Annotated in this window: 19 protein-coding genes; 8 read left to right on the top strand and 11 right to left on the bottom strand. The window is 63.6% G+C overall.

From position 1 onward, the window contains the following. The first annotated feature begins 196 nt into the window (after positions 1–196). Both D3242_RS10120 and D3242_RS10125 read left to right on the top strand, forming a co-directional pair. Positions 197–337 carry a DUF1127 domain-containing protein gene (locus D3242_RS10120; RefSeq protein ID WP_064981134.1) on the top strand — a complete coding sequence of 47 codons (141 nt, stop codon included), beginning with the start codon at positions 197–199 and terminating at the stop codon, positions 335–337. A 383-nt stretch (positions 338–720) separates the two neighbouring features. Next, the gene (locus tag D3242_RS10125; RefSeq protein ID WP_019861638.1) at positions 721–1,413 is read left to right on the top strand and encodes a DUF1013 domain-containing protein; all 693 of its coding nucleotides are present in this window, start codon (positions 721–723) and stop codon (positions 1,411–1,413) included. Between the two features lie 61 nt (positions 1,414–1,474). Here the strand turns inward: D3242_RS10125 and D3242_RS10130 are convergent, their stop codons facing one another. The 4 genes from D3242_RS10130 to D3242_RS10145 form a co-directional block, all read right to left on the bottom strand. Continuing rightward, complete coding sequence (locus D3242_RS10130) at positions 1,475–2,194, bottom strand: helix-turn-helix transcriptional regulator (RefSeq protein WP_019861637.1); 720 nt, start codon at positions 2,192–2,194, stop codon at positions 1,475–1,477. 66 nt (positions 2,195–2,260) lie between these two features. After that, positions 2,261–2,668 (bottom strand): hypothetical protein, encoded by a 408-nt coding sequence (locus D3242_RS10135; protein ID WP_064981131.1) that lies wholly within the window; start codon positions 2,666–2,668, stop codon positions 2,261–2,263. Between the two features lie 66 nt (positions 2,669–2,734). Further along, on the bottom strand, positions 2,735–3,325 hold the full coding sequence (locus tag D3242_RS10140; protein ID WP_064981130.1) for a DJ-1/PfpI family protein: 591 nt from the start codon (positions 3,323–3,325) through the stop codon (positions 2,735–2,737). A 144-nt stretch (positions 3,326–3,469) separates the two neighbouring features. After that, complete coding sequence (locus D3242_RS10145) at positions 3,470–3,637, bottom strand: hypothetical protein (RefSeq protein ID WP_019861634.1); 168 nt, start codon at positions 3,635–3,637, stop codon at positions 3,470–3,472. Positions 3,638–3,924: 287 nt separating this feature from the next. Between D3242_RS10145 and D3242_RS10150 the strand changes: the two genes are divergently transcribed. Beyond that, positions 3,925–4,878: a ring-cleaving dioxygenase gene (locus D3242_RS10150; protein ID WP_064981128.1), complete on the top strand. Its 954-nt coding sequence runs from the start codon at positions 3,925–3,927 to the stop codon at positions 4,876–4,878. Between the two features lie 114 nt (positions 4,879–4,992). Next, positions 4,993–5,154, top strand: a complete 162-nt coding sequence (locus D3242_RS10155; RefSeq protein ID WP_080643995.1) for a hypothetical protein — start codon at positions 4,993–4,995, stop codon at positions 5,152–5,154. A gap of 28 nt (positions 5,155–5,182) precedes the next feature. Here D3242_RS10155 and D3242_RS10160 read toward each other — a convergent pair whose 3' ends face one another. From D3242_RS10160 to tkt, 7 genes are all read right to left on the bottom strand, one after another. Continuing rightward, on the bottom strand, positions 5,183–5,896 hold the full coding sequence (locus D3242_RS10160) for an SGNH/GDSL hydrolase family protein (RefSeq protein WP_019861631.1): 714 nt from the start codon (positions 5,894–5,896) through the stop codon (positions 5,183–5,185). Between the two features lie 83 nt (positions 5,897–5,979). Beyond that, the gene (locus tag D3242_RS10165; RefSeq protein ID WP_019861630.1) at positions 5,980–6,717 is read right to left on the bottom strand and encodes a DUF899 domain-containing protein; all 738 of its coding nucleotides are present in this window, start codon (positions 6,715–6,717) and stop codon (positions 5,980–5,982) included. Between the two features lie 165 nt (positions 6,718–6,882). Beyond that, positions 6,883–7,908 carry a class I fructose-bisphosphate aldolase gene (locus D3242_RS10170; RefSeq protein WP_064981126.1) on the bottom strand — a complete coding sequence of 342 codons (1,026 nt, stop codon included), beginning with the start codon at positions 7,906–7,908 and terminating at the stop codon, positions 6,883–6,885. Between the two features lie 256 nt (positions 7,909–8,164). Next, on the bottom strand, positions 8,165–9,361 hold the full coding sequence (locus D3242_RS10175) for a phosphoglycerate kinase (protein ID WP_064981124.1): 1,197 nt from the start codon (positions 9,359–9,361) through the stop codon (positions 8,165–8,167). Positions 9,362–9,518: 157 nt separating this feature from the next. Further along, positions 9,519–11,402: a potassium/proton antiporter gene (locus D3242_RS10180; RefSeq protein ID WP_064981122.1), complete on the bottom strand. Its 1,884-nt coding sequence runs from the start codon at positions 11,400–11,402 to the stop codon at positions 9,519–9,521. A gap of 197 nt (positions 11,403–11,599) precedes the next feature. Next, positions 11,600–12,610, bottom strand: coding sequence for a type I glyceraldehyde-3-phosphate dehydrogenase (gap, locus tag D3242_RS10185; protein ID WP_038650127.1), 1,011 nt, complete (start codon positions 12,608–12,610; stop codon positions 11,600–11,602). Between the two features lie 212 nt (positions 12,611–12,822). Beyond that, positions 12,823–14,814 (bottom strand): transketolase, encoded by a 1,992-nt coding sequence (gene tkt / locus D3242_RS10190; protein ID WP_027047476.1) that lies wholly within the window; start codon positions 14,812–14,814, stop codon positions 12,823–12,825. Positions 14,815–15,076: 262 nt separating this feature from the next. On the opposite strand from tkt, the gene D3242_RS10195 reads away from it, so the two are divergent. The 4 genes from D3242_RS10195 to D3242_RS10210 all read left to right on the top strand — a co-directional run bounded on the left by D3242_RS10195 (position 15,077) and on the right by D3242_RS10210 (position 17,559). Continuing rightward, positions 15,077–15,349: a DUF4164 domain-containing protein gene (locus D3242_RS10195; protein ID WP_006200774.1), complete on the top strand. Its 273-nt coding sequence runs from the start codon at positions 15,077–15,079 to the stop codon at positions 15,347–15,349. Positions 15,350–15,359: 10 nt separating this feature from the next. Continuing rightward, complete coding sequence (locus tag D3242_RS10200) at positions 15,360–15,722, top strand: cell division protein ZapA (protein WP_019861624.1); 363 nt, start codon at positions 15,360–15,362, stop codon at positions 15,720–15,722. Positions 15,723–15,885: 163 nt separating this feature from the next. Beyond that, positions 15,886–16,545 carry a peroxiredoxin gene (locus D3242_RS10205; RefSeq protein ID WP_019861622.1) on the top strand — a complete coding sequence of 220 codons (660 nt, stop codon included), beginning with the start codon at positions 15,886–15,888 and terminating at the stop codon, positions 16,543–16,545. A gap of 153 nt (positions 16,546–16,698) precedes the next feature. Continuing rightward, positions 16,699–17,559 (top strand): MBL fold metallo-hydrolase, encoded by an 861-nt coding sequence (locus tag D3242_RS10210; protein WP_394811829.1) that lies wholly within the window; start codon positions 16,699–16,701, stop codon positions 17,557–17,559. Positions 17,560–17,663: the final 104 nt, after the last annotated feature.

A 17,663-nucleotide genomic window follows, 5' to 3' on the forward strand; every position in this document is an offset into this window, starting at 1 on the left:
CATTTTCGACTCGGCCTGACCGGAATCTCGACACGTCCTGGGACAGCGCCCTTCGCCCCTGCCTACAAGATGAACAGAGGCTTAATGGTGCAATGCAGCATTTGCATCATTGCTATGCAAAATCGGCCGTTCAAGTCCTCATCGATGATCACTATCTGTGCAGCATCGAAACGAACACCCCATCAGGAGGACTACCATGAACCCGATCCGCGCTTACCGTAACTGGCGCATGTACAACGAGACCGTGCGCGAGCTGAACCGTCTCAACGCCCGTCAGCTCAGCGATCTCGGCATCAACCGCGCCGACATCGAACGGATCGCCCGCCAGGCGATCTGATATCAAGCATGACCCGGCCGCAGGGCCGGGCTCATGTCGAGAAGTAGAGCCGTCGCAGACGTTCCCCGTTTCCGGTTCCGAGCCCGCTGGACCTTGTCCAGCGGGTTTTGTCTTTTTGGGGCCAGTGAAATTGCCTGGCGATTCCAGGAGCGCGCGCGGCACTTGCGCGGCCTGCCCAAAAGTGCGGGTCCCCTTGGCTAATGTCGCTGGCGGCCCAGCCATCCGAACGTGCTTGCCTGCTCCCGAACCCATCGGAGCGGCCGCGCTTCCAAAAACATTGCGAAACGGCAAGGGAACGGTTATACAGGCCGCGAATTTCCCATTTTGGTGGCTCTAAACCACCGCCCGCGCGGGAACGCGGGCGAACGAGAAGGATTTTTCTAATGGCCAATACGCTGTTGATGCCCAAGGCGACCGCCGTCTGGCTGGTCGACAACACCGCGCTCTCCTTCGAGCAGATCGCGCAGTTCTGTGGGCTGCATCCGCTCGAGGTCAAGGCGATCGCCGACGGCGAATCGGCGCAAGGCATCAAGGGCATGGACCCGATCATGACCGGCCAGCTGACTCGCGACGAGATCGCGCGCGCCGAGAAGGACCCGAACCAGCGCCTGAAGCTTTCCGACCCTAAGGTGCGGGTGCCGGAATCCAAGCGCAAAGGCCCGCGCTACACGCCGCTGTCGAAGCGCCAGGACCGGCCGAACGCCATCCTGTGGCTGGTGCGCAATCATCCCGAACTCAAGGACGCACAGATTTCGCGTCTCGTCGGCACCACCAAGTCGACGATCGAGCAGATCCGCGAACGCAAGCACTGGAATTCGGCCAATCTGCAGCCGATGGATCCTGTGACGCTGGGTCTCGCCTCGCAGATCGACCTCGACATGGAAGTCAACCGCGCCTCGCGCGGCCGCGAACAGGCGCAGCCGGTCGGCGACACGCTGCTGCCGGCGGCCCTGACCGAGCGGCTGGTTCCGGCCCCCGAAAAGCCGAAGGACGAGGATGCCGAACTCGACGCCAGCGCCGTGTTCGCCAAGCTCTCGGCGCTGAAGTCGAAGAACGAAGACGCTGACGACGAGTAAGGTCTGCGACAGTCCAAAAAAAAGCCCGCTTCGAGCGGGCTTTTTTATTCCATATGCAATCTCAGTTTCGCGCCACGCGGTCCGGCGCCATACCGTAATCCTCGCTGCGCTCCACGGCCCGGTAGAAGTCGGCAAGCTGCTTGCCGCGCTCCGGCTTGAAGATGCGGCCGGCGATCACCACCGAGGCGATGCGGTCGATGCGGAAGGCGCGGAAGTCGTCGCGCATCTCGCACCAGGCGACCAACGTCCACACCTTGCCCCAGAACCACAGGCCGAGCGGCCTGATGTCGCGCGCGGTGCCGCGCCCGGCCTCGTCGCAATAGTCGATGGTCAGCACCTGGCGCTTTTCGACAGCACGCTCGATCAGATCGATCGCCTCGCGGGCGGCGTCGCTGACCACCCACATCGGCGTGTGGATCTCGGTACGGGCGATGCGGTCCTTCTCGGCATCGGGCAGCACCGCGCCGATCTTGACCAGCGCCTCGTCGGCGGCCCGTGCCATGGCGGCGCCGCCAAAGGCGCGCACCATGCGCGCACCGGCAACCAGCGCCACGATCTCGTCACGCGTGAACATCAGCGGCGGAAGATCGAAACCCTCCCTCATCATGTAGCCGACGCCGGCCTCGCCGTCGATCGGCACTCCCGTCGACTGCAGGTCGGCAATGTCGCGATAGATCGTTCGCTCGGAAACCTCGAGCCACGTGCCGAGCTTCTGGGCGGTGACCAGACGGCCACCCCGCAGATGCTGCACGATCTGAAAAAGCCTGTCGGCGCGGCGCATCGTTTGCTTCCCCAGTGTTGTTGCTGGAGCGTCTCCTGGACCGGAGCCGCTTCCAGACGGCATTCATTACGGTTTCAGTCCTTCGCGCTTGCGCTGCGCGGCGACGAATTCCGCGCCAAAGGACAGTTTCTTCGTTGTCGGCGTCTTCGCATCGAGTACGCGCCAGAAGGGCGCGATGTCGCTCATCCTCATGCCGCGCTCAAGGTCTTCCTTGGCGGCCTCGGCAACCGTGCGCAGATGATAGCCAATAGTCACCGGACATGTCACTTCGGCGCCGTGTTCGATGGCAAGGGCCGTGCGCAACGCGCGGACATCCATCTCGACGCCTTTCGGAATCGAACGGATGAAAGTGTCGACCTGGCGCGCGGTAGGCACCAACATCGGCTGGCCTTCGACCACGTCACCCACCGTGCGTGGCGTCGGTTTCACGCCGTGGATGCCAGGCGTGTTCAGCCTGTCGTTCCAGCTCTTCATCGATCTTTCTCTCGGCCGGCCATGCGCATTATCCCACCATCGCACGTCTCTCCTGACAGCATACTGTCAGGAGGCTTCAGCATATTCCCTGGCAAACAACGTCCGCATCTGCGCGAGATCGCCGCCTCGTTCGGGATAGAGCGTCTTCAGAAAGGCAAGGGCAAAGGTGCCAGGCGCCAAACCCGGCGCGGACACGATCTTGCCATCGGCGACCGCATGCGGCACGTCCTGATAGTTGCTGTCGCCGGCATAACCGGCTTCGTGTCCGTTGATCCAGTCGCGGCGATTGCTGGTATGTTTGGCTTGTTCGAACATGCCAGCCCGGGCCAGTGCCAGCGTACCGGCGCAGATGCCGCCGACGACGCCGCCGCGCGTTGCAACGGCATTGAGCAGTTGAGCGACATCCGGCGGCGTCTTGCCCGCCCATTGGTCGGAACCGATGACGGCGACTGCGTCGAGATCGGCATTCTCGTCGACGCCGGCCGAACGGTCGGGCGTCAGCCGAAAGCCGCTGATCCCGGTCACCGGCTTGCCTCCAGGGGTCAATGACACGGCACGAGCACCGAACCACTCAACCGCCGAGGCTGCCAGCAAGCCGTATTCCCAGTCGGCAAAACCTTCGATGAAGACGAAGCCGATTGTCTTCTGATCAGGCATAAGCTCGCTCCGTCCCCCAACGCGCCGCGTCTTTGTTTTCATGCATGTCGCACCCCCAAAACCGGAGGCCACTTTTGGGCGACATGCATTGATATCTGGGCATTGGCGCGCCCCATGTCCAATATCGATGTCGAAAAATTCGCCTCAATTGCCGCGGGAGCGACGTTCCGCATACATATCGGGCCAGCCGATATCCTTGCGGATGTCCGCGGGCAGCGCGTTCATGAAACGCTGCGTGCGAATTTCGTTGCGCATGGTGCGAACCTTGCCGACATAGTGCTGCATGCCGCGCAGGATGGTGAAACCGTTCATGGCTATTCTCCTCTCTTTAACTGGAGGCAGTATCGCACACCCCTCCTGACAGCAGTCTGTCAGGAGGGTGGCAGGGCGCGCGGCGATCGTTCCGGCTGGTGGAAATTGTCCTCAGCCCATGATCTTCGGCCCAGTTGCGAATGGAGGATTGTTCACCGCGAGGCTGCCTACGGAGCATCATTGTTCAGTTGGAGACGACGGACTGTCGGGATAGGCGACCTTCAGCGAGGTGACCGGAGTTCTGATATGAAGGGAGAAAATTCTTCCCCAAAACCAGGGAGACGACCATGAGCCTGCAACTGACAGGAATCCACCATCTGACCGCCATCACCGCCAACGCTCCTGGCAATCTTCATTTCTATACGAAGGTGCTGGGCTTGCGGCTGGTTAAGAAGACGGTGAACCAGGACGACACGTCGGCCTATCACCTTTTCTATGCCGACGGCGAAGCGACGCCAGGCACCGACCTGACCTTCTTCGACTGGCCGGTTGGCCGCGAACGGCGCGGTACCCACAGCATCGCGCGGACCAGCCTAAGGGTCGGCAGCCCGGAGAGCCTGGCCTGGTGGAAGCAGCACCTGGCCGGCGAAGACATCGTGACAGGAGAGATTGCCGACATCGGCGGCTATCCGTCGTTCGATTTCGAGGATCCCGAAGGCCAGCGCCTGCGGCTCGTTAGCGATGGTGGCAAGGGTGGCAGCCATCCCTGGGCGCAAAGCCCGGTGCCGGCCGATTATCAGATCCGCGGGCTCGGGCCGATCGTCATCAGCGTCCCCGACATCACAAACACCGAGGCGGTGCTCACCAGGGTGATGAACATGCGCAAGGGCCGCGACTATGCTTCGCCGGATGGCGAAGGCCAGGTCCATGTCTTCGAAATGGGCGCTGGCGGGCCGGCGGCGGAGCTTCATGTCGCCGTGCAGCCCGGGCAGGCTCCCGCAAGGCAAGGCGCCGGTGCGGTTCACCATGTCGCCTTCAGGGCGCCGGACCAGGAGACGCTGCATCAATGGACCGCCCGTCTGGCCGAATTCCGCCTGCCGTCTAGCGGCGAGGTCGAGCGCTATTACTTCCGCTCACTCTATTTCCGCGAGCCCAACGGCATCCTGTTCGAGATCGCCACAGACGGGCCGGGTTTCACCGCCGACGAGCCGCTGGAAACGCTGGGCGAAAGCCTGGCCCTGCCGCCGTTCCTCGAACCGAAGCGCGCCTCGATCGAAGCCGGCCTTAAGCCGCTGAAGTAGATCGCCGCCTGAAAGGTGGGCGCCGCGTTTCCGGTTCGGGACGCGGCCCCTGTTCTTTCCCAGAGATCGAACAAGGCGCTTTGACAGCCGGCAACGTTGCTGATCAAAAGCGGCATGACGAAACTCCTCGCCCTTGTCATCATCGGCTTCATGGTGATCCAGCTGATCAAACCGATCGGCTGGCCAGGGCTCAAGCGCCGCGGCGATTTCTGGAAGCTGGCGCTGCTGGCCATGGCCGCAATCTCGCTGGCGGCCGTGCTCGGGCATTTGACATAGGTCTGCAGGCCGCATCGGCCGTCGGTGTTCAGCTGGCGAGCACCAGGCCGACGAGATGCTCGGCCCAGGCGCGGTAGCCCGCCTCCGAGGCGTGGAAGCCGTCCGAGGCGAAACCCTGTTCGGGATTGGTGATCGGCAGGCGCGGGGCCGGCACCGCGCCGCGCTCCAGGCAAAGCCGTTCACCCATCCGGTTCATCGCGGTGGCGCGGATTTCGAGGATCTTGCCGAGCAGCGGCGGCATGGCCGGCGCCCGCGTGAACTCCAGCACCGGCGACCACACGACGCGTGCCTCCGGCCATTTGGCGCGCAGGCCATAGAGCAAGCCGCCGAACTCCTTCTTGAAGCGCGGCACCGAATGAAAATTCTTGGTGTCGTTGGTGCCGATGGCCAGCACGATATGCGTCCATGGGTCGGCCGACAGGTTGGGCAGGACATGGTCGCGGATCTGGCCCGATGTCGCCGAATTGAAGCCGGCGGCGCGCCAGCGCACGGCGCGGCCGGTGCGCTGCGCAATCAGCATGGCGAGCTGCGCGGCAAGCCCGTCCTCGGAATTGCCGATGCCGACCGAGGCAGCCGAGGAGTCGCCCAGCACCAGAAGCGAGATATCAGGCGCCTTGCCAGCGAGTTCGTGCATGACCGGTCCCTGTGCCGGCAGCATGCGCGTGGTGCGGCGGCGCACGCCGAGCCCTTGCCAGACATAGACGGGGAAGGCGAGCCAGGTGAGAGAGGCCGGGAAGCGCATGGCGGAACCGTGGAATGATCTGCGGCAGGCTTAGCGCATGTTTGGGCCGAGGTGAACGGATCCTTGCATGGCCGGCCGGTGCCCTAAGGGTATATGTCGTCCTGTTGCGACCTGTTCCCATATTCATCGTGCAGCCGCACCCAGTCCATGAAGGTCCCGTAAGGACCGGTCTCGTCACGACCTTTCGGAGCGATGTCGAGATACTGATAGGCGCCGATGAACTGCTCGCTGCCGCGGGCGCGCGACATGAAGGTCAGGAAGATGTCACCGGTTTCGCCCTTGTAGAAGACAGTGGTGCCGGGCAAGTCCTTCGACGTCAGCACCGGTGTTTCGAAATTGTAGACCGCTTCGCCGGATGCGATCTGTTTGTCGGTGAAGGACACCTGCATATCGAAGTTGAAGTCGGACGCATAGGAAGACACCCAGTCGAATGTCCAGCCCATGCGCTGCTTGTAAGGCAGCAGCTCGGCCAGCGGCGCCCGCGATATGGTGACAAGCGACACGTCATGATGCCTGAGATGCCGGTTGGCGCCATCGATATGGTCGGCGACGAAGGCACAGCTTTCGCAGTGATGGGTGGAACCTGGCGCGAACACGAAGTGGTAGACGATCAACTGGCTGCGGTTGGCGAAAAGCTCGGCCAGTTTCTTCGGCCCTTGCTCCGTCTCAAAGACGTAGTCCTTCCTTAGTTTCAGCCAGGGCAGTTCCCGCCGCTCGGCCGCAACACGTTCCCGCAACCGCGTCAGTTCCTTTTCACGCGCCAGATGCCCCTTGTGCGCCTGGAACCAGTCCTCGCGTGAAACGACCTTGTTGCGATGCATGAACCTCTCCCTGTCTCTCATCCCAAGGACGTTCGGGACGAGCGCAAACCGACATCGCCGGCAACGCCCAGAGGAAATAAGGATGAGGAGGTCTTCCCCCAAATCGCAGACAACGAAAACCCGGGCGCGTTGGCCCGGGTTTGAACGGTGACGGAAGCGGTGTGCTCAGGCGGCCTGTTCGAGGCTCGCCTTCCATTTTCCGAGTGCGGCCAGATAGTTCATGTGGGCGCGATGGGTGAAGGCGGCCTGGCCGGCGGCGACGTTCGACGCCTTGCCGCTCCATGCCTTCTGCGGGGCAGCCTGCAGCGCGCGGCCATAGGAGAAGGTCAGCTTCCACGGATGCGGCCCGATGGCATTGATGGCGTTGAGGTTGGCGGTTGCCTCCTCGTCCTCCTGGCCGCCGGAGAGGAAGGCGATGCCCGGGACCGCCGCCGGCACCGTCTCGCGGAACAGTTTTATGGTCATCTCGGCGACCTTTTCGGGACTGTCCACCGTGCCCGACGTCTTGCCCGACAGCACCATGTTGGGCTTGAGGATCGTGCCTTCCAGCACGACGCGCGCCGCATGGAGTTCATCATAGAGCTTGATCAGCGTCGCCTTCGAGACCTCGTAGCAGGTGCCGATGTCGTGGGCGCCGTCCATCAGCACTTCCGGCTCGACGATCGGCACGATGCCGGCTTCCTGGCAAAGGGCGGCATAGCGGGCGAGCGCATGGGTATTCGCGCTGATCGAATTGGTCGAAGGCACGCCCTTGCCGGTATCGATGTCGATCACCGCGCGCCATTTGGCGAAGCGGGCGCCGAGCTTGTAGTAGTCGGCAAGGCGCTCACGCAGGCCGTCGAGGCCCTCGGTGACGGTGTCGCCGGGAAAGCCGGCCAGCGGTTTGGCGCCGGCATCGACCTTGATGCCGGGGATGGCGCCTGATGCCTTGATGATGTCGACCAGAGGCGTGCCATCGGCAGCCTTCTGGCGGATGGTTTCGTCATAGAGGATGACGCCGGAAATGTATTTGGTCATCGCGTCCTTGGCGCGGAACATCATCTCGCGATAGTCGCGGCGACTGTCGGCTGTCGATTCAACGCCGATGACATCGAAGCGCTTCTTGATGGTGCCGGAACTTTCGTCAGCGGCCAGCAGGCCCTTGCCGTTGGCCACGATCGCGGCGGCTATGTCTTCGAGACGTTCGCTCATTATGCTTCTCCTGAAAGGGGTTCGTTCCGCGCTTAGCGGAAGTCTACCGCCAAAGGAATGGCATCGGAAAGCTCGAATCGATTGAAAGTCCCGGGCGCCTCTTTGTGTTGATTGCCTTGCTTGTTCCAGCCGCATTTCTGTGGCGCCAGGCGTTTCCGCCTGGCTGCAAAATGCGCTTCAGTCTTGACGCAATTCCCAAGGGAAAGCGCTACGCGCTTTTCCCGGGAAAACCGTCTCACACTTTTCCCGGAACTGCTTACCGCTTCAGCACGTCGACGCCGGGCAGCGGCTTGCCTTCCATCCACTCCAGGAAGGCGCCGCCGGCGGTCGAGACATAGGTGAAGTCGTCGGCGACGCCAGCGTGGTTGAGGGCCGCCACCGTATCGCCGCCGCCGGCGACGGAGACCAGCTTGCCGGCCTTGGTGCGCGCGGCCGCGTGTTTTGCCGCCGCCACCGTGGCGTGATCGAACGGCTCGATCTCGAAGGCGCCGAGTGGGCCGTTCCAGACCAGCGTCGCGGCGCGCTCGATCCATTCGCCGATCGTCTTCACGGTCTTCTCGCCGACATCGAGGATCATGCCATCGGCCGGGACTTCGGAGATGGCGACGGTCTCGCAGGCGGCGCCCGCCTTGAATTCCTTGGCGACGACACCGTCGACCGGCAGGATGATGGCGCAGCCGGCTTCGGCAGCCTCGATCATGATCTGCTTGGCAGTGGCGGCAAGGTCATGCTCGCACAGCGACTTGCCGACATTGGTGCCGCGCGCGGCAAGGAAGGTGTTGGCCATGCCGCCGCCGATGACCAGCGCGTCGACCTTCTTCACCAGGTTCATCAAAAGGTCGATCTTGGTCGAGACCTTGGCGCCGCCGACGATGGCGACGACCGGGCGGACCGGGTTGCCCAGGCCCTTCTCCAGCGCTTCGAGCTCGGCCTGCATGGTGCGGCCGGCAAAGGAAGGCAACAGACGCGCCAGCCCTTCTGTGGAAGAGTGGGCGCGGTGCGCCGCGGAAAAGGCGTCGTTGACGAAAATGTCGCCATTGGCCGCGAGCCGCTCGCTGAAGGCCGGGTCGTTCTTTTCCTCGGCCTTGTAGAAGCGGGTGTTTTCGAAGAGCAGCACGTCGCCCTTGTTCATGGCCGCGACGGCACTTCCCGCTGTGTCGCCGACGCAATCCGAGGCAAAGCCGACGGGGCGGCCGAGTACCTCGGCGGTTGCCCTGGCGATCGGCTCCAGCGAGAATTCCGGCGATGGCCCATCCTTAGGCCGGCCGAAATGGGCAAGCAGGATGACCTTGGCGCCCTTGCCCGACAGTTCGGCGATGGTCGGCGCGATGCGTTCGATGCGGGTGGCGTCGGTGACCTTGCCGTCGGCGACGGGAACGTTGAGGTCGACGCGCACCAGCACGCGCTTGCCGCTGATGTTGCCGATATCGTCCAGTGTCTTGAAGGCGGCCATGCAGGTTCCTTTCCTCGGGAAATCGCCGGGACCATACCCCGCATCGGTGCCGATGCAAGGCTCTGGCCGCGATGCGGCGCGAAATTTTGAGGCGGGCGGGAACATAGTCCGTGAAGATCGCCCGGTGATGAAGGGGCAGGGCCAGCGGTCGCCCTTCTCAGCTCCCGGTCGTGGCTTTTTCAACCGGCGGCTTGGGGGCGTCCTCGGCCTGTGCTGCCGCTTCCTGCGTCTCGGTCGGCTTGCGCCAATTGCGGATGAAGGCGCCGAGGCGGTCGCCCATCTCGCCGGCACTCAGGAACACCGGCACCCGCGCCACCGGCGCGGTCGGCTCGAAGGAAAGACCGAGACCCGTGATCCTGCCCTTGTCGTCGACATCCCTGACGATCAGCTCGATCGAGCCGATCAGCACGCGATCGGCATATTCGGCATGGCCGCCGAGCCGCGCCGTGACCAGAGCGCCGACGGTGAGCTTCTGCTCCGCCTCGGTCAGGCCCGGTGCGTAGGCGGCTTCCAGTTCGGCGCCGGAGCGTGCCGGGTCGACGGCGAAGGCGCCGAAGAAATCGGCATCTTCCGGGTCGACCACCGCGCGGCTGGCGAACAGCTTGTCGAGCAGGCGCGGATAGCGGTCCGGCACGAAAATGTAGACCTGGTCGCCGGCGGCGAGGCGGCCCATGTCCTGGAAACGCATCGAGCGGCCGTCGCGCAGTACCAGGGAGGGCCGCGCCCAGCGCGGAATGCGCTCGCCGCGCGCCACCGGGCTGCCATGCGCCACGCGATAGGCAAGGAGCTCGTGGTGGGCGGAGCCGGGGAGTTCGAGTTCGACCTTGTCGAGTGGGCCAAGGCGGGCCGGCACGATGAGGCCAAGGCGACGCGCCAGCGGGCCGACCGTCCAGCCCTGGATGACAAGCGACACCAGCACGATGATGAAGGCGGCGTTGAAAATGGTGCGGCCGTTTTCCAGCCCGCCGAGCAATGGGGTGATGGCGAGCAGGATCGAAACCGCGCCGCGCAGGCCGACCCAGGAGACGAAGGCGACTTCGGGGCGCGGCAGGCGGAAAGGGATCAGGCAGAGCCAGACAGCGATCGGGCGGGCGATAAACATCAGGAAAAGGCCAAGCGCTATCGCCGGCACCATGATCGCCGGAAATTGCGAAGGGGTGGCGAACAGGCCGAGGATCAGGAACATGATGATCTGGGCCAGCCATGACATGCCGTCCTGGAAACGCTTGAGGATGGTGACGGCGCGGATGTCGGAATTACCGGCAATGAGGCCGGCGATATAGACCGCCAAGAAACCGGAGCCGCCGATGGCGCCGGCGGCGGCGAAGACCATCAGCGACAGCGTCAGCACGAAGATCGGCAGCAGGCCGTGGTCGAGATTGAGCCGGTCGACGAGACGCACGATGGCAAGGCCGCCGAGTGCGCCGACGACGGCGCCAAGGCCCATATTGACGAGGAAGCCGAGGATCAGGCTGGTGACCAGGACATTGGTTTCGGGGTTGGCATGGGCGGCGATGACCTCGACCAGGGTGATGGTCAGGAAGATGGCGATCGGGTCGTTGGTGCCGGATTCCACTTCGAGCGTCGAGCGCACGCGCTCACGCAGATTGATCTCGCCGGCGCGCAGCAGGAAGAACACCGCCGCGGCGTCGGTCGAAGCGACGGCGGCGCCGAGCAGGAAGGATTCCAGCCAGGTAAGGTCAAGCAGATAGTAGGCCGCGGCGCCGAACAGGCCGGTGGTGAGAAGCACGCCGAAGGTCGCCAGCGACAACGCCGGGCCGGCCGCTTGCCGCAAGGCGTTGAGCGGTGTGCCGAAGCCGGAATCGAACAGGATGACCGCCAGCGCCAGTGAGCCGGCAAAATAGGCGATACGGGCATTGTCGAATTCGATGCCGAGGCCGTCGGTTCCGGTGGCGAGCCCGATGCAAAGAAAGAGCAGCAGGAGGGGGGCGCCGAAGCGGAAGGCGATCAGGCTCGAAAACGCGGCGGCGACAACGAGCGCCGTGCCGACCAGCGTGACGAGATAGATCGCATGCTCCATCCGTGATTTGCCCCTCGAATTCCTTTGTCTTCTCGCTTTACGGGAGAGTGGGGCGAAGGCATGGCCAGTGCAAGGCGCGGGGGTGGTTTTTTGGGGCGAGCCGTTGATTTTCCGGTGGTTCGGCGTTGCTGCTCAGGCAAATGAAAAACGCCCGGACGAAGCCGGGCGTTTCAGGTGTCGAGAAGACGGGTCCGCGATCAGGCGATGGTCTTGCCGAAGGCGACGGCGGTGTCGCCCATGCGGTTGGAGAAGCCCCACTCATTGTCGTACCAGGACAGCACCGAAACGAAGTTGCCGTCCATCACCTTGGTCTGGTCGAGCGCCATGATCGAGGAACGCGGATCATGGTTGAAGTCGATCGAGACATTCGGGTGATGGGTGACGCCGAGAATGCCCTTCAGCTTGCCGTTGGAGGCGGCGATGACCGCTTCGTTGATTTCCTGCACCGTGGTGGCGCGCTTGGCGATGAACTTGAAGTCGACGACCGAAACGTTCGGGGTCGGCACGCGGATCGAGATGCCGTCGAGCTTGCCCTTGAGGTCGGGGAGCACGAGGCCGATCGCCTTGGCCGCACCGGTCGAGGTCGGAATCTGCGACAGGGCCGCTGCACGGGCGCGGTAGAGATCCTTGTGCATGGTGTCCAGCGTCGGCTGGTCGCCGGTGTAGGAATGGATGGTCGTCATCATGCCTTTTTCGATGCCGACCGTCTCGTGCAGCACGGCGGCCAGCGGCGCCAGGCAGTTGGTGGTGCAGGACGCGTTCGAGATGACGATATGGTCCTTGCTCAGCTTGTCGTGGTTGATGCCGTAGACCACGGTCAGGTCGGCGCCATCGGCAGGTGCGGAGACCAGCACGCGCTTGGCGCCGGCGGTCAGGTGCGCGGCGGCCTTGTCGCGGGCGGTGAAGATGCCGGTGCATTCGAGCGCGATGTCGACGCCGAGCTCCTTCCACGGCAGCTGCGTCGGATCCTTGATGGCGGTGACCTTGAACTTTTCCTTGCCGACGGTGATCTGATCGCCGGACACCGACACTTCATGCGGGAAACGGCCGTGCACGCTGTCGTAGCGCAGCAGGTGGGCATTGGTCTCGACTGGGCCGAGATCGTTGACGGCGACGACGTCGATGTCCTTGCGGCCGGATTCATGGATGGCGCGCAGGATGTTGCGGCCGATGCGGCCGAATCCGTTGATGGCAACTCTGACGGTCATTTTTCTCTCCCTGGGAGCTGGAAGGCTGACGATGGGTCCGCAGCTTCATAGCGGCGGACGGCCAAAGAATCCAGCCAAAGCGACGCAGATTTAAATCGATTAGGTTGGGCCAGCCCGGCGAAATCGCTTTGCGCGGCTTCGCCGGGGCATTTTTGTTTTGTGCATGCCGTTACCCCAAAACCGCACCACGATTTTGGGCGGCGTGCACGGCCTTACTTGGCGTGCAGGCGGGCTTCCGCCGCCTTGGCCGCCGCCTCGGCGGTGATGCCGAAATGCGGGTAAAGCTGTTCGATCGTGCCCGAGGCGCCGAAGCCGGTCATGCCGACGAAGATGCCGTCCGAGCCGATGAGATGATCCCAGCCCTGGCGGATGCCGGCTTCGATCGCCATCTTGATCGGCGCGTTGCCGATCGTCTTCTTGCGGTAGTCGTCGCTCTGCTTGTCGAACAGTTCGAAGCAAGGCACCGACACGACGCGGGTCGGGTGGCCGTGCTTCTCGAGCAGGTCGCGGGCGCCGAGCGCGATCTCGACCTCGGAGCCGGTGGCGAAGATCGTCACCGCCGCCTCGCCGCTGGCCGCGGCCAGTTCGTAAGCGCCCTGGCTGCTGAGGTTCTTGGCCGAATGCTCGGTGCGCACGGTCGGCAGGTTCTGTCGGGTCAGCGCCAGCGTCGACGGCGTCTTTTCGGATTCGAGCGCGATCTGCCAGCATTCCGCGGTCTCCACCGCGTCGGCGGGGCGGAAGACATTGTGGTTGGGAATGGCGCGCAGGGCCGCCAGGTGCTCGACCGGCTGGTGGGTCGGGCCGTCTTCGCCCAGACCAATGGAATCATGGGTCATGACGAAGATCGAGCGGATGCCCATCAGCGAGGACAGCCGCATCGACGGGCGGGCATAGTCGGAGAAGCACATGAAGGTGCCGCCATAGGCGATGAGGCCGCCATGCAGCGTCAGGCCGTTGATGGCCGCCGCCATGCCGTGCTCGCGGATGCCGTAGTGGACATAGCGCTGGCCGTAATCGTCCGGCGTGATGTTCTTGGTCTGGCTGGTCTTGGTGTTGTTGGAGCCGGTCAGGTCGGCGGAGCCGCCGATGGTCTCCGGCACGGCGCCGTTGATGACCTCAAGCGCCATTTCCGACGATTTGCGGGTGGCGACCTTCGGCTTGTCGGCCGAGAGCTTCTTCTTGTAGTCGGCGATGACGGCGTCGAAATTGGACGGCAGCTTGCCGGCGAGGCGGCGCTCGAACTCGGCCTTCAGCTTCGGCTCTGCCTTGGCGAGACGGCCTTCCCAGTCGGCGCGCGGCTTGGCACCGGCCTTGCCGGCGGCGCGCCAGGCATCGAGGATGTCGGCCGGAATCTCGAAGGGCGGCGACTCCCAGTTGAAGAACTTGCGCGCGCCGGCGATCTCGTCGGCACCGAGCGGCGAGCCGTGCGCCTTGTTGGTGCCGGCCTTGGTCGGGGCGCCGAAGCCGATGGTCGTCTTGCAGGCGATCATCGTCGGCTTGTCGGAATGGCGGGCCGCCTCGATGGCATAGGCGATGGCTTCCGGATCGGTGCCGTCGATATGGCTGGCGTTCCAGCCGGAGGCCTGGAAGCGAGCGACCTGGTCGGTGTTGTCGGCGAGCGAAACCGGGCCGTCGATCGAGATGTTATTGTTGTCCCAGAAGACGATCAGCTTGTTGAGCTTGAGATGCCCCGCCAACGCGATGGCTTCCTGGGAAACGCCTTCCATCAGGCAGCCGTCGCCGGCCAGCACATAGGTGTAATGGCTGACCAGGTCGTTGCCGAAGGCAGCGTTCATGATGCGCTCGCCGAGCGCGAAGCCGACCGAATTGGCGAGGCCCTGGCCGAGCGGGCCGGTCGTCGTCTCGATGCCGGTGGCGTGGCCGTATTCGGGATGGCCGGCGGTCTTGGAGCCGAGTTGGCGGAAGTGCTTGATCTGGTCGAGGGTCATGTCCTCGTAACCGGTCAGATGCAGCAGCGAATAGAGCAGCATCGAGCCATGGCCCGCCGACAGGATGAAGCGGTCGCGGTCGGGCCAGTGCGGGGCCTTGGGATCGTACTTCAGGAAGCGGGTGAACAGCACCGTGGCAATGTCGGCGCAGCCCATGGGCAGGCCGGGATGGCCGGAATTGGCCTTCTCGACGGCATCCATGGAGAGAAAGCGGATCGCATTGGCCATCCGGTCATGTTGTTCACGCGACGTCATGGTTCCTCCAAAGGTGGGGGTTTGGGGGCTTGGGAGCGCCCTTGAAAAGGTGCGCGACACATAGCAGGCGCGGGCTTTTAGTCAACAAATCGGGCGCAGATTTGCCGGTCTTGTGATGCTGACTGTGGCCCTACATTAGCGTTAGCAGGGGACAGTCGCGAGAGCTTTGTTGACGTTGCCTTCACCCGGTGCCTAATGTTTCAGGGATAACGCGTTCTGAACGCGAACGATTCGGTGATGGGCAGGGCACAGGACGAAGGCCATGACCGGGGAAACCACACTCAAGGAAGTCATCGCCAGGCTGGGCAAGGCCATCGAGGGGCTGGAAAACGCCGTCGCGGCCAAGCTGGAGCATGAACGCGATTACTCGGAAGCCGAGGCCGAGGTGCAGCGGATGAATGCCGACCGCTCCAGGCTGGCGCAGGAACTCGACAATTCCGAAGCGCGCGCCGAACGGCTGGAGGACGCCAACAAGGAAGTATCGCGACGGCTGGTGACCGCCATGGAAACCATCCGCGCCGTGTTGGACAGATAGGAGCTGGCCCATGGCACAGGTCACGGTTTCAATCGACGGCAAACAGTATCGGATGGCCTGCGACGAAGGCCAGGAAGATCATCTGATCGACCTCGCCGAACGCTTCGACCGTTATGTCTCGCATCTGAAGGATTCTTTCGGCGAGATCGGCGACCAGCGGCTGACCGTCATGGCCGGCATCATGGTGATGGACGAACTCTCGGAACTGCAGAAGCGCGTCAAGGGCATGGAAAGCGAGGTGCTGACCTTGCGCAAGACGCGCGACGAGGCGCTGACCAAGGCCGACAAGAGCGACAGCGTGCTGACCAACGCGCTTGGTGCGCTGGCGCAGCGGATGGAAGACCTCGCCACGTCGCTGGCCGTGAAATCCTAGACTTTCGCGACGCCGACAGCGAAATTTCCATATTCCCCCAGAAATGGCGAAAATTTTTCGCGGCCTGCATCACTGCCGGCGACCGCACCGTTTTGAAGGTCGCAGATGGAGTGGTAAAAGGGTGGCCGCCCGCCAACGAGCGGCATTCACAGGGGTAGGAACCATGAGCCTTCGTATCAACGACATCGCGCCGGATTTCACGGCCGAGACCACGCAGGGGACGATCAGCTTTCACGACTGGATCGGTGACGGTTGGGCAATCCTCTTCAGCCACCCGAAGAATTTCACACCGGTCTGCACCACCGAGCTCGGCACGATGGCCGGGCTGGAAGGCGAGTTCAAGAAACGCAACGTCAAGATCATCGGCATCTCCGTCGATCCGGTTGCGAGCCACGACAAATGGCAGGCCGACATCAAGACGGCGACCGGCCAGACGGTGCACTATCCGCTGATCGGCGACAAGGACCTCAAGGTCGCCAAGCTCTACGACATGCTGCCCGCCGGCGCCGGTGAGACCTCCGAAGGCCGCACGCCGGCCGACAACGCCACCGTGCGCTCGGTCTATGTCATCGGGCCGGACAAGAAGATCAAGCTGGTGCTGACCTATCCGATGACCACGGGCCGCAACTTCGACGAGATCCTGCGCGCGGTCGATTCCATGCAGCTCACCGCCAAGCATCAGGTGGCGACGCCGGCAAACTGGAAGCAGGGTGAGGACGTCATCATCACCGCTGCCGTTTCCAACGAAGATGCGATCAAGCGTTTCGGCGCCTTTGAGACCATCCTGCCTTATCTCAGGAAGACCAAACAGCCGTCCGCCTGAAGCGGACGCCGGAACGGTTTTTGCCTTTTCCGCCCTTGCGGGCCAAGTCATGCTTGACTGGCCCGCAAGGGTGGACAACCATACTCCTGTTGGAGCCTGGCGGAGAAAAACGTTCCTGCTGGCTGGGTTGGGGAGTTCGGTTTGGACTTGGCTTTGGCAAAACCTGAGGTCAGGGGCTTTTACGACAAGCCGACCGGTGCCATTCAGTATGTCGTCACCGATCCGGCGACAAGGCGATGCGCCATCATCGATCCGATCCTCGACTTCGACGAGAAATCCGGCGCGACGGGTACGAAGAGCGCGGATGCCCTGCTCGATTTCGTCGGGGAGAACGGGCTGAAGCCCGAGTGGATCCTCGACACCCATCCGCATGCCGATCATTTCTCGGCCGCGCACTATCTGAAACGCAAGACCGGGGCGCGGACGGCGATCGGTAACAGGATCGTCGACGTCCAGAACCTGTGGAAGGCGATCTACAACTGGCCGGATTTTCCCGCCGACGGTTCGCAGTGGGACAGGCTGTTCAGGGAAGGCGAGACGTTTCGGATCGGCAGCCTACCGGTCCATGTGCTGTTCTCGCCGGGACATACGCTGGCCTCGATCACCTATGTGGCTGGCGACGCCGCCTTCGTGCACGACACGCTGTTCATGCCCGACAGCGGCACGGCGCGAGCTGATTTCCCCGGCGGCAGTGCCGCGCGGCTGTGGCGCTCGATCCAGGACATACTGGCGCTGCCCGATGAGACGCGCGTCTTCGTCGGCCATGACTATCAGGCCGGTGGCCGCGAGCCCTTGTGGGAGAGCACGGTTGGCCTGCAGAAGGCCAAGAACATCCATCTTGTCGCCGCGCACAGCGAGGCCGAATTCGTGGCGCTGCGCGAGGCTCGCGACAGAACATTGCCGATGCCGCGGCTGATCCTGCACGCGCTGCAGGTCAACATGAATGGCGGCCGGCTGCCGGAGCCGGAAGCCAATGGCCGACGGTATCTGAAGTTTCCGCTGGATGCGCTGTGAAAGTGATGCGCCGCGCGGGTAGTCCCTTCTCCCCGTCATTATACGGGGAGAAGGTGGCGGCAGCCGGATGAGGGGCGGCGCCAACGTCCGTTATGATCGCGCCG

It is taken from the genome of Mesorhizobium jarvisii (genome assembly GCF_003601985.1).
GTDB lineage: Bacteria > Pseudomonadota > Alphaproteobacteria > Rhizobiales > Rhizobiaceae > Mesorhizobium > Mesorhizobium jarvisii.